Raw genomic sequence first — 12,413 nt, forward strand, 5'->3', positions numbered from 1 at the left:
AACCTCCTATGAACATTCACTACCGCTGGCGCAAGCTCTCCTGCCTTGCCGCAACAACCTCCGTTGCCGCACTCGGCTTGGGCTCACTCGCGTCCTTACCCGCAGCACAGGCCGCCGAAGAAGTCAGTATCGCTCAGGTGCAAGGAACCACCGATGTCTCGCCTCTTGCCTCGCGCAGCGTGACAACCACCGGCATCGTCACCGCGGTCTACGCTGAGGGCGGTTTGAACGGTTACTTCATTCAGACACCCGGTTCTTCTTCCGCTGACTTCACGCCCGGAGAATCAGACGGCATCTTCGTGTACTCCGTCGACACCGTCAAAAACGTTGGTATCGGTGATCTCGTCAAAGTGACCGGCACGGTGAGCGAGTATAAGAAGCAAACTCAGCTGACCGTTCGAACCGGTGGACTCGAGAAACTCGGTGCTGGCCAGAGCATTGAACCCATTCGCGATGTTCTGCCTGAGGATGCCACCGCCCGCGAGGCACTCGAAGGCATGCTAGTTCAGCCAGCCGGTGACATCACGGTAACGGATAACTACAGCACCAATCGATACGGATCGTTTACCCTGGTCAACGGCGACTCTCCCCTGCGCACCGCCACCGACGTTGTAAAACCCGGTGAAGAAGCCATCGCGTACGAGGCTGCAAATAAAGAGAAAACTTTTGTTCTCGACGACGGGTCAACCGTTGATTACACCCGCGGTGGTTCTGAGACTCCAGTCGCCTATCTCTCGCAGGATAACCCGTTGCGCATCGGCGCGCCCGTAACCTTCCAGCACCCTGCCGTGCTGTCCTATTCTTTCGACGCGTGGACGTTGCAGCCCACCACCACGGTCAACGGGTCAACTAGCCCCAGTGATCTTCCCGTCTCATGGACAAACACTCGCGAAGCTGCCCCTGACCCTGTCGGCGGCGAAGTCAGCATCTCAAGCTTTAACGTTCTGAACTATTTCTCAACCACCGGCGATGAGCTCACCGGCTGCACCTTCTATAAGGACCGTCAGAATAACCCCGTGACCGTCAATTCAGGATGCGATGCGCGCGGCGCCGCCAACCAAGAGAATTTTGAGCGTCAGCAGGCAAAAATTGTCTCGGCCATTAACACTATGGACGTTTCGGTACTGTCTCTTGAAGAAATTGAGAACTCGGCCGTCTTTGGCAAAGACCGCGACGAAGCCCTGAATACCCTGGTGGATGCGCTGAATGCCGCCGCCGGTGAGAACAAGTGGGCGGCTGTGCCTTCACCTGCGCAGCTTCCAGAAACTGAAGACGTTATTCGTACCGCCTTCATCTACCAGCCCGCACGCGTCGCCCCGGTCGGTGAATCAGAAATCCTAACTGACACCACCGCTTTTGAAAATGCCCGCAAGCCGCTGGCTCAAACCTTCGCATCTGTAAACAGCGACGATAACGATGAAATCTTCGTAGCGATCGTCAACCACTTCAAGTCCAAAGGCTCTGGCTCCGGCGAAAATGCGGATCAGGGCGATGGTCAAGGCACCTCAAACGCATCACGAGTGACGCAGGCAACCGACCTCGTGAAGTTTGCTGACGCCCAAGAAGCTAAACACAACACCGGCAACGTTGTAGTGCTCGGCGATTTTAATTCCTACCTGCAAGAAGATCCGCTCCAGGTTCTCTATCGGGCAGGCTACATCAGCCTCGACACTCACTTTGACGCCGGCCAAACCTACGCCTACGGGGGCCGCACCGGCTCGCTCGACCATGTACTCGCGTCCGGCGATTTTATCGACAATTTCACCGACGCAGATGTCTGGAACATCAACTCCGTTGAATCCATCGGCTTTGAATACAGCCGCTACAACAGCAACATCACCAACCTGTACTCGGCTGATCCTTACCGCTCGTCGGACCATGATCCGCTAGTGGCTGGATTCAATCTTAGCCAACCCAACGATGAATCTGTAACGCCGCCTACAGGCAAGAAGAATCCGCGCGGCGAGTGCAACAATGGCAAGGGCAACACGGGATGCAAGAAAACCGTTTTGCCTCCGAGCCAAGCTAAAAAGCACGGCTAGTCGTTAGTAATTTTCAATCAGAAAAACGGGGCGCCCTCACACAGTGTGGGGGCGCCCCGTTTACGTAGCTTGACGGGATTTTCTAGCGGTTTAGCGGTAAATCTGAACCACCGAAGGACGCGGGTGCGCCAAAACACCGTGCTTTTCAGCAAGGGTTGACTGAGCCTGCCCCTTCTTGAACCACTTATTCTTCTTGTTCACGTAGTCCGGGAAGTATGAGTGAGGCTCGGCGAATGAACCATCTTCACCCGGGTGCTGCACGCAGACGTAGACCATCTTCTCTTGGTCGTGGATAACGGGACCACAGGTTTCAGCCTCACGAGGTACTGAAAGGAACTGCTCTACCTTGCCGCGGTTAGCACCTTCAAGACCAACCTTGAACAGTCCGTCGTTCTTCTGAATCTTATCGGGAGCGCCGTCTGTGGTCAGCCACAGGTTACCTTCCGAATCGAAGGCAACGTTGTCGGGGCAAGAGATAGGTGAGACGCGGGCGGGATCGTACCCTGCGAAGTAAACGGGTTCATCACCTGCAGGGTCACCACAAACCAGCAGAAGATTCCATGTGAAGGTTTTAGCGTCCACCCGGTTGTTGTCTTCGGTGATCTCGATGACGTGACCTGAGCGGTTATTAGCGCGCGGGTTCGCCTCATCGGGGCGAGCAAAAGTGCCGCCCATGCCGCGGTCGGTGTTATTGGTCAGCGCCGCGTAAATCTTACCGGTGTAGGGGGAGGGTTCAACGTCCTCAGGACGGTCCATCTTAGTGGGGTTCATCTTATCTGCAGCCTGGCGGGTGAAGACGAGCACCTCTTCAATAGACATACCGGGCACCAGCGACTTGTTACCGTCGGTGAGCTGAATCCACTCGCCAACGCCGTCGAACTCACCGTCTTCAGGCAGACGTCCTGAACCATCAATCAGGCTTGGAGTATCACCGGTAAAACGACCGACAAACAGTGAGCCTTCAGAGAGCAGAGTCTTGTTGTGCTCGCGGTCGCCCTCAATGTAATTCTTGGACGAGACGAACTTGTACATGTACTCAAACTTCTGGTCATCACCCATGTACGCCGCAACTTTGCCGGTCTTAGGATCAACGTGAATGTTCGCACCCTCGTGCTTGAAGCGACCCAGCGCGGTGTGCTTGCGCGGGGTTGAGGTGGGTTCCTCAGGATCAACTTCAACTACGTAGCCAAAACGCTGTGCCTCATTTTCGAAGCCGGGCACATTCGCATTAAAACGGTCATCTGCACGTTCCCAACCGTAAGAGGTTGCCTTGTTCTTGATGCCGTAACGCTTTTCTTCATCGGTGCCGCGGCCAAAGAAGAATCCGTCAAATTTCTCCTCGCCCGAGAGCACTGTACCCCAGGGGGTGTACCCACCGGAGCAGTTGCTGTTAGTACCCGAGACAAAACGACCTTCGGGGTCAGCCTTTGTCTTGAGCAAATCTGAGCCAGCGGCAGGGCCGTCAAGCTCAAAGGTTGTGTCTGCAGTGATGCGGCGGTTACGGCGTCCGTCGACAACATAGTTCCAGGGGCCGCCAACCTTCTTGCGTTCCAGTTCAACCACAGCAAGGCCGGTGGCCATCATGCACACGCGAAGCTGTTCAACAGAAAGCGGCGAGTTTGGGAACATGAGCGCGGGGTTAATGTACTCGTGGTTATTCACGAGGATGCCACGCAATGGGTTGTCGGGGTCCGGTACAACTGTCAGGTAGTCGTTGTTGTAGCCAAACTGTTGCGCCTGAGCTTCAGCGGTTTGATTGTTGATATCGAATTCAGGCGCGCTTGAGAACAGGGGATCTCCCCAGCGAATAATGGGTTCCCACTTGAAGCCACTGGGTACGTTGAAGTCATCAACAGTGGACGCAACCGGCGCGATGGGATTAAATTTTAGCTTGCCGTTGGCGCTACCGGGAACGCCACCAGGTGCTGCATAGGCTGAATTCTGAGAAGTAGCCCCGGTACCAACCACGAGTGCCGCGCCGGCAACGCCGCCGAGCATCGCGCGTCGTGAGATAGCGCCTTCAATTACGTCTTTGAAGTAGTGGTTATCTGAGCAGTTTGGGGTGGGTTCCAAACATGCATTGTTGCACTTGAGCGCGCAGGTTACAGCAGAGCGCTTACCGCGCACGTGGTTGAGCATGGGGAGCAGACGACGCTGTTGCGGTGAGTTCTGAGTGGTCATGAAAGCAGTCCTTTACATCCTGTGTGATCAGATGTTTGTTGTATGAGACTGCTTTACTCTGTCAGGTTCATGTGACGTACTTACTACCGGTAGGTGAATCGAAGGTTACTAGTGCTTGAATCTTGCTCACACGCGATATGAAAGATCCTTAGCTACCGATAGAGCATTTGCGACATCCCGGCAGCCCGGCAGGACGCGGCCGTAAGGCGGGTGGCGCGAGGTCTCCCGGTCGGGAGCAGCGTCCGAACCTGCGCAGGTAGGAGCCTCAACATTCTTTTTCCCCCTCTCCCTTTGTCTTCACCGTAGCCTTCTCACAACACAGTGACCACGTAAACGTCAAAGTACTGCTCAAAGTGCGCTGTTTGTGACGGTTTTGTGGTCATCCTGATGTTTTTGTGGTCACGCATCGTGGACGAGCAGGTGAGACAGCTGAGAAAAGTTAAACAAAAAATCCCGCCTACCGAAGTAGACAGGATTTGTTTTGTCGGGTTGACAGGATTTGAACCTGCGACCCCTTGACCCCCAGTCAAGTGCGCTACCAAGCTGCGCCACAACCCGATTGTTTTCAAGGGCTTGTGCCCTGAACACTCGTACTACTATACAGACCCTTTTTGCACTTTGCCAAATCGAGAACCCCACTTTTAGCAAGTTTTTTGCGCGCTCTATGTCACGTTTTTGAGAGCTCACCCATAAAACACTCTTTCCTCCCCGCATATCGTCTGCAGGTCTAGGATAAAAGTAGAAAACCCAGGTGCTCCACGCACCGCAAAAGGAGGAAACCGTGGCTGAGAAGACCAACCGCGTCCAACAAACCGAAGACAAACTTCAAGAACTTTTCGGCGGCGTCACCGGTGGAATGATGGACACCGACCCGGAGTTCATGGCAATTTTGCAACGCCAGATTTTCGGCGATATCTTTCACACCGCTGATTTAGATGATCGTGCCCGCGAAATTATCACCATCGTTGCTCTGGCAACGCTGCAGACGCTCCCCCAGCTTGAGGCACATATTCACGCCGCGTTAAACATTGATGTCAGCCCTGTGACTATTCGTGAAACTATTTACCAAACCGCACCGTTCATCGGTTATCCCAAGACGCTCAACGCTATTGCAACAATGAACAAGGTCTTTGAGTCTCACGAAATTGCTCTGCCGTTGCCGTCCTCAGCTACCACCACCGAAGATGACCGCTTTGAAAAAGGACGCGAGCTTCAAGAGTCTCTCTACGGTACAGAGATTAAGGGTGCGTTTGCATCGCTTCCAGCGCCGTTCAACGAGGCGATTGCCTACCACCTGTCGGCTACAGGTTTCGGTGATTTTGAGACGCGCAAAGATTTATCGGTCGCTCAACGCGAGTTGTTGATTGTGGTTATTCTGACCGCGCACGGTGATGTCGCGAACCAGCTGGTACCGCATTTTCACGGAGCAGTTAAGGCCGGCAACTCTCCCGAGAAAATCCTTGCCGCGCTACTTCAGGCTTACCCCTATGTTGGGTTCCCGCGTTTTATCAACGCGGTGCGGATCTTCCGCGAAACCGGACTGCTCGACTAGTTCAAACAGCAAAGGCCCCGTGCTCGATGTTGATCGGGCACGGGGCCTTTTTAGTTTCTAGACGCTGAGAACGTTAGCGGCGTCCACCACCGCGCTTCTTGTTATCAGCGTTCAGTGAGCGACGTTCGCGCACGCGCATGCTGACCTCAATAGGAGTACCGGTGAAGTCGAAGGTCTCGCGCAAGCGACGAGTGATGAATCGACGGTAGCCGGGGTCAAGGAAGCCGGTGGTGAAGAGAACGAACTTCGGCGGGCGTGAAGACACCTGGGTACCGAACAGGATGCGAGGCTGCTTACCACCGCGGACGGGGTGCGGGTGCGCTGCAACAATCTCGCCCAAAAATGCGTTCAAACGGCCGGTGGGAATACGTGAATCCCATGATTGCAGTGAGTGTTCCAAAGCGGGAACGAGCTTGTCCTTGTGCCAACCGGTCTTCGCTGAAATATTCACGCGAGGTGCCCACGCAACGTGCGCCAAATCGCGGTCGATTTCGCGTTCCAACAGCTCGCGGCGGTCTTCATCTAGGGTGTCCCACTTGTTGTAGGCAAGAACCATGGCACGGCCCGAGTCGATTGCCATCTGAATAATGCGAACGTCCTGCTCAGAGATAGGTTCTGAAACATCCAACAAAATGACGGCAACTTCAGCGCGCTCAATCGCGGTCTGTGTACGTAGCGATGCGTAGAAATCAGCACCCTTGGACATGTGAACGCGGCGGCGAATACCCGCGGTGTCCACAAAACGCCAAGGCTTATCACCCAGGTGAACGATTTCGTCAACGGGATCGCGGGTGGTGCCGGCAAGGTCGTTCACGACAGCTCGCTCTTCGCCAGCAATCTTATTCAGCAGTGATGACTTACCAACGTTGGGTCGACCAATCAATGCCACACGACGCGGGCCGCCACGAACCTCGGGTTCAGCAAACTGTGAGTGCTCCGGCAGAATCTCCAACAGCGCGTCCAGCATATCTGCCAAACCGCGTCCGTGAAGACCTGAAACGGGGTACGGCTCGCCCATACCCAGCGACCATAGGCTGGCAACTTCAGGTTCTTGGTGCAGGTCATCAATCTTGTTAGCCACCAGGATGATGGGCTTTTCGCTACGACGCAACATACGAACGATTGCCTCGTCAGTTGCGGTAATGCCAACCATGGCGTCAACAACCAAGAGCACCACGTCAGCACCGGCAACAGCGATTTCAGCCTGAGCTGCAACCTGCGCGTCAATACCCTTAGCGTCGGCCTCCCAACCGCCGGTATCAACTAAGGTGAAGTCCTTGCCGGAGTGTTCAGCCTTGTACGACACACGGTCGCGAGTTACGCCGGGCTTATCTTCAACGACAGCTTCGCGACGGCCAAGAATGCGGTTGATAATAGTTGACTTACCAACGTTAGGGCGGCCAACAATCGCTACAACCGGGTCTGCCTCATCGTCATCGTCTTCATCGATGTCAAAGCCCCACACACCCAGAAGGTCGCGGTCTTCTTCATCAAGGTCGTAGTCTTCAAGACCTGCAAGCAGTGCTTCTGCACGCTGATTCGCGGTCTCATCATCGATTTCGGCAAGGCGCTCGGTGACGTCGTCCTCGCCACCGCCTAAGAATTTGTCTTCGTAATTACCGGTGCTCATATCTAAGCGACCTCCCTGTTGTGGCGCCTCACGGCGCGTCAAGCATTGTGTACAAGTTTAGTGGAAACAACCTCAAAGGGTGTTACTTTTGGCGTGCTTCTTCGACGGCCTTGATGACGGCGTCGATAGTTTCTTCGAAGTTCAGGTCTGAGGAGTCTACGAGGGTCACGCCTTCTGCAGCCTCGGTGAAGTTGTTGACCTTGGAATCTTTGGCATCGCGAGCCGAAACCTGCTGAGCCAGCTGTTCGTTATTTTGCGTTCCGCCCAGCTGCAAGCCACGACGCGCCAAACGCACTTCTTCTGAGGCGGTGAGCAGGATGCGCGCATCAGCATCGGGGGCAACGACGGTGGTGATGTCGCGTCCTTCTGCCACCATGCGGTAGCCGGAATTCTTAATCGCGTCGCGCTGCATGTTGATCAAAAGGTCGCGCACACCGCGGTTGGACGCGATAGCCGAAACGTTCTCCGAGATGCGGGGTTCGCGGATTGCCTCGACCACGTCTACACCGTCGACCTCAATCATTTCTACGTCGGCGGTAGTTCCTTGAGACAGCGGGAAGTTTTGCGCAGCAGCCAACACAGCGTCTGCATCGGTTAGATCAACCTGCTGCTGGAGGCAGTACCAGGTCAGGGCACGGTACATCGCACCGGTATCGAGGTAGGCCAGACCAAAGTGCTGAGCTACAGCTTTAGCAACTGAAGACTTGCCCGAGCCTGAAGGGCCGTCCATAGCAATCACAAGACGTTCGGAGGTCATGAAATTTTCCTTTTCTAACGGTGCGTACCGTCAACTATTCTAATGGTTCTTAGCCGTGAACGTGCGGGTTTCTGCCCTAGCGCACAACCTTCCAACCGCGTTCGGTGAGGTCTTCAACCAGCTTTTCGTGTTCGTTAGGGTTGACCGAGATTTCGACAAGACCAGCGGGTTGCCCCGGTGAATGTTCAAGTCGAAGGTCCTCGAGGTTCACGCCCAGCTCGCCGATTTCTGCCAGCAGCTGCGCAATTTGGCCTGGGGTATCGTCTACCAGCACTGTCATCTGTGAGAAAGCCGCCGGTGCACCGCCGTGTTTACCGGGAATACGGTTCACGCCGTTATTTCCTTCGCTCATAAGCTGAGCGATATCAAGGCGAGCGCCGGATGCTGTGGGAGATTCAAGTGTTTTGATCAGGCGTTCGAGGTCTTCGCGCACACCGTAAAGCGTTTGCACCACAGGTTGCGCGTTGGCAGAAAGAATTTGCACCCACAACCCGGGGTCGCTGCCTGCGATACGAACGGTATCGCGTAGTCCCTGCCCCGCAAGCCCCAGGGCGTACAGCGGAGTGTCTTGCAGACGTGAGGCTAACAGTGAGCTCATGACCTGAGGTACGTGACTAATCAACGCCACGGTACGGTCGTGTTCTTCCACATCGAGGTGAGTCACCGTCGCGCCGAGTTCTACCGCAATAGTAACCGCAGTTTTCACGGCTTCTGGACGCGTGCTCTCGTGTGCGCAGATAACCCACGGCATAGAGGTAAAGAGCTCACCGCGTGCTGCCACAGGGCCGGATTTTTCGCGTCCTGCCATGGGATGCGTGCCCACGTAGCGCGATGCATCTACGTTAGCGGCAAGAACGTCCTCGACAATAGAGCGTTTGACGGAGGAAATGTCCATCACCGTTGCGTGCGGGTACTTACGTAAAGACTCAATAACGATGGAGGCCGTGACGTCCGGAGGGGACGCCACAACTACGACAGCGGGGTCTGGTAGGCTCTCTTGCGATTGCTCGAGAGCACGCAAAGAACGGCCCGCGCCAATGTCCTCAGCAACAGCCTCGTTTGTGGGCGAAGCATCAGACACCACAACATCAACGCTCTGAGCGCGTAGCCCCAGACCGATTGAACTTCCTAAAAGGCCGGCACCAATGATCAGCACCGGCCCTTCAACAGCTGAAAGACCGACGCTCATTACATGCCTACGGATGCCAGCAGCTCGCCGATTTCTACCTTCGACAGGTTACGAATGGTGCCCTGTTTCTGCGAACCAATACGCACGGGGCCCATCTGCACGCGAACCAGCTTCTCAACGGGGTGTCCCACTGCTTCGAACATACGGCGCACGATGCGGTTCTTACCCGAGTGGATGGTGACCTCAACGAGAATGTGACCGGGAGTTGAATCGATGAGCTTGAAGGTATCAACACGCGAAACGCCATCTTCAAGGCGGATACCCTTCTTCATCGCTGCGCCGATGCCCTGGTCCATCGGACCGGGAACCTGCACCAGGTAAGTCTTGGGCACTTCGTAGGACGGGTGGGTTAGGCGGTTAGCCAGCTCACCGTCGTTGGTCAGCAGCAGCAGACCTTCGGTTTCAACGTCCAAACGTCCAACGTGGAAAACGCGCTGGGACATGGACTTACGCAAGAAGTTGGAGATGTCGGGGCGACCGTCGGGATCATCCATGGATGAAACCACGCCAGCAGGCTTGTTCAGTGCCATGTACACGAGCTTTTCGTTGGTCTGAATACGCATACCGTCAACGTGTACTTCTGCCTGATCAGGGTTAACACGAACGCCGAGCTCGGTGACGAGCTCACCATTGACGGTCACGCGGCCTTCTTCAATCATCTGCTCGCACACGCGACGTGATGCTACGCCTGCCTGAGCCATCAGCTTCTGCAAACGTACGCCATCGTGATCGTAAAAATCGTAGTGATCTACAGGTGCGTTCTTGGGACGACGCGGACGGTGCGGACCAGCGTAGTTGTCGTTACGCTGAAAGTTCGATGACGGGCGGTACTCGCCGCGTTCTGATGCGAAAGGCTTGCCGGAACGGAAAGGCTTGCCCTGAGCTGACTTGCCGGGAGCGCCCTTACCGCGAGCGCCACCATTTTTAGCGCCGGGCTTACCGGGCTTGCCCGGCTTACCGCCGCCGAATCCTGCGCCTCCGCGAGGACCGCCGCCCTTTCCGCCGCGTCCACCTGCACCGGGCTTGCCACCGCGGTACTCATTGTTCTTGCCGAAACCGCGGCCAGCGCCGCCGCGTCCGTGGTTACCTGAACGTCCTTGTGCCATGTTGTTTCTCTCTTTCTGCGCTGTTTTCTCTAGCGCATATGTTCGTTGAAGTTAGTAAAAATTATGAATTTTCGGTTGCTATTTCGATGTCATTGATATCGGGGAGGAACGGCGCGAGCTTAGGTAGCTCGTCCAGGCTGTTTAACCCGAGTTTTTCAAGGAAGGTGTCGGTGGTGATGTACTGGGCTGCTCCGCTACCGGTTTCTGGAACGGTCTCGGTAATGAGGCCACGCTGTTTGAGCGTCCTAAAAGCTGCATCAACATTCACTCCTCTCACCTGCGAGACATACCCGCGGGTTGCCGGTTGCTGGTAGGCAATAACAGCGAGGGTTTCCATTACCGATGCGGTCAGTTTCTTTCCTTGCCCGCCGGTGACGAAGCGCGCTACCCACGGCGAGAAATCCTTGCGAGCATACAGGCGCCATCCGCCGTTGATGCGTCGTAGTTCAAATCCTCGGGGTTCATGCGAGTTGCCGTCAGAATCGGTATAGCCGTTATATTCCATGTACAGCTCGTCTAAAGCGGCATCAACCGCTCGTTCCGAGACGATTAAAGCGGATGCGAATTCTCGTGTGCTCACCGGAACATCAGCGACTGCCAGAATTGATTCCACTGCGCTTTTCACGCCGCCAGGAATCAGTTCGACTTTAGAGACCGCGTCCTCACCCGCTGCAATAATGGGTTCGTTAACAGTGGTCGCTGCATAGGTCTGAGCGGTGTCAGGAGTGTCCCAGGGGTTAGAAGGGGCGACGGTTGGCATTTCGCCAGCCGGTTCTGCATCAGCAGTTTCAGGTTCTGTGTCGTTTTCTGCAGGGTCAACATCTTCAGCCGGCTCTGAAGGAGCATCGTCGTCTGCACCAGGATCCCAGTAGCCTAGGTTCACAATCGACTCGTCATCGCGGTTGAACTCTTGTCCGGGGTAAATGCTCATTGCTCCTCCTTTCGGGCGCTGTCTGAAGTTTTGCCGTGTTCAGTTTCGACTGTTCTGGATGCGAGCTTAGTCAGGATAATGCTCGCTAACGGTTGATCCTGGCGCACATCGATGCGGTGTTCCTTGTAGAGTTCAAGCATCGCCAAAAATCGCACTACAGCAATCTCAAGTTCTTGGCTTCGGCTGGCAAGTTCTTCAAAGCTTACTGTCTGTTCCGTTTCTAACGCGTCCAAAATTGCTTGTTCTTGCGCTGCGATAGTTGTGAGGGGTGCTCTCAGGTGTTCGGTTTCAACCTGCTCAACGCTCTGCGACTCTTCTGCCGGTGAAAGCGCCTTATACGCGATGGACGCGAATTCCTCGGGCGAAACGTCAAAAACCAGTTCAGGTAGTGCTTTAGCAAAACGAGGTTCGAGGGTGACATCACGCATGTATCGTGATGATTCCTCACCAAATCGCTGTTCTAAAACAGAGGCAACTTCTTTGTAGGCTCGGTACTGCAACAACCGCGCAAATAGAAGGTCGCGGGCTTCAAGAGCTGCAAATTCTTCCGCGGTTTCTGGGGCATGCTGGGGCAAAAGCCTCGAAGCTTTGATATCAAGCAGGGTTGCCGCTGTGACAAGAAAATCGCTGGCCTGATCTAAAGCGGCTTCAGTGCCCAGCTCGTACATACGGTTGATATAACCAATAAATTCGTCCGTGACCTGCGCCAGCGCAATCTCGGTGATATCAAGACGGTGGCGGGCAATCAGTTGCAAAAGGAGGTCGAAAGGACCTTCAAAGTTATGAAGGTGTAGCGTGAATTCGTGGCTCTGCTGAGAAGAAGTGCTCGCAGAGCTCTTAGGCTGTGTCGGTACCCTCACGGCAGCGACTGAGTGTGCGCTCATAAAAGTGAAAAAGCGTCCTTTACGACTGAAAAATGATGTGCACTACAAAGTGCAGAATACTCGTATAAAGATTGTGCCGGTAAATGCCTGCGGTTTCAAGGTCTTAACGTCATTAGGTGCGCCACTACCCCATTCCGCCCG

General features: G+C 55.0%; 9 protein-coding genes and 1 tRNA gene. 2 read left to right on the top strand and 8 right to left on the bottom strand.

Translation table 11 applies throughout. The features are described from left to right. The first annotated feature begins 8 nt into the window (after positions 1 to 8). Positions 9 to 2,042, top strand: a complete 2,034-nt coding sequence (locus tag IDM49_RS07810) for an ExeM/NucH family extracellular endonuclease (protein WP_190724100.1) — start codon at positions 9 to 11, stop codon at positions 2,040 to 2,042. Between the two features lie 90 nt (positions 2,043 to 2,132). Here IDM49_RS07810 and IDM49_RS07815 read toward each other — a convergent pair whose 3' ends face one another. After that, positions 2,133 to 4,223, bottom strand: a complete 2,091-nt coding sequence (locus IDM49_RS07815) for a PhoX family protein (protein WP_190724101.1) — start codon at positions 4,221 to 4,223, stop codon at positions 2,133 to 2,135. A 484-nt stretch (positions 4,224 to 4,707) separates the two neighbouring features. After that, a tRNA-Pro gene (locus IDM49_RS07820) sits at positions 4,708 to 4,781 on the bottom strand. A gap of 223 nt (positions 4,782 to 5,004) precedes the next feature. Between IDM49_RS07820 and IDM49_RS07825 the strand changes: the two genes are divergently transcribed. After that, the gene (locus IDM49_RS07825) at positions 5,005 to 5,775 is read left to right on the top strand and encodes a carboxymuconolactone decarboxylase family protein (protein ID WP_228008048.1); all 771 of its coding nucleotides are present in this window, start codon (positions 5,005 to 5,007) and stop codon (positions 5,773 to 5,775) included. Between the two features lie 73 nt (positions 5,776 to 5,848). On the opposite strand, the gene der is transcribed toward IDM49_RS07825, so the two are convergent. From der to IDM49_RS07855, 6 genes are all read right to left on the bottom strand, one after another. Next, a complete protein-coding gene (der, locus tag IDM49_RS07830; protein ID WP_190724102.1) occupies positions 5,849 to 7,405 on the bottom strand; it encodes a ribosome biogenesis GTPase Der in 1,557 nt (518 codons plus the stop codon). Positions 7,406 to 7,487: 82 nt separating this feature from the next. Further along, the gene (gene cmk / locus IDM49_RS07835) at positions 7,488 to 8,162 is read right to left on the bottom strand and encodes a (d)CMP kinase (protein ID WP_168615181.1); all 675 of its coding nucleotides are present in this window, start codon (positions 8,160 to 8,162) and stop codon (positions 7,488 to 7,490) included. Between the two features lie 76 nt (positions 8,163 to 8,238). Further along, a complete protein-coding gene (locus IDM49_RS07840; protein ID WP_190724103.1) occupies positions 8,239 to 9,351 on the bottom strand; it encodes a prephenate dehydrogenase in 1,113 nt (370 codons plus the stop codon). Beyond that, positions 9,351 to 10,457, bottom strand: coding sequence for a pseudouridine synthase (locus IDM49_RS07845; RefSeq protein ID WP_190724104.1), 1,107 nt, complete (start codon positions 10,455 to 10,457; stop codon positions 9,351 to 9,353). The genes IDM49_RS07840 and IDM49_RS07845 overlap by 1 nt, the downstream gene beginning before the upstream one ends. A gap of 61 nt (positions 10,458 to 10,518) precedes the next feature. Beyond that, positions 10,519 to 11,388, bottom strand: coding sequence for an SMC-Scp complex subunit ScpB (gene scpB / locus IDM49_RS07850; RefSeq protein ID WP_190724105.1), 870 nt, complete (start codon positions 11,386 to 11,388; stop codon positions 10,519 to 10,521). After that, positions 11,385 to 12,272: a segregation and condensation protein A gene (locus IDM49_RS07855; RefSeq protein ID WP_190724106.1), complete on the bottom strand. Its 888-nt coding sequence runs from the start codon at positions 12,270 to 12,272 to the stop codon at positions 11,385 to 11,387. The genes scpB and IDM49_RS07855 overlap by 4 nt, the downstream gene beginning before the upstream one ends. Between the last annotated feature and the right edge of the window lie 141 nt (positions 12,273 to 12,413).

Origin of the sequence: Rothia terrae (genome assembly GCF_014705925.2) — a bacterium.
Taxonomy (GTDB): Bacteria; Actinomycetota; Actinomycetes; order Actinomycetales; family Micrococcaceae; genus Rothia; species Rothia terrae.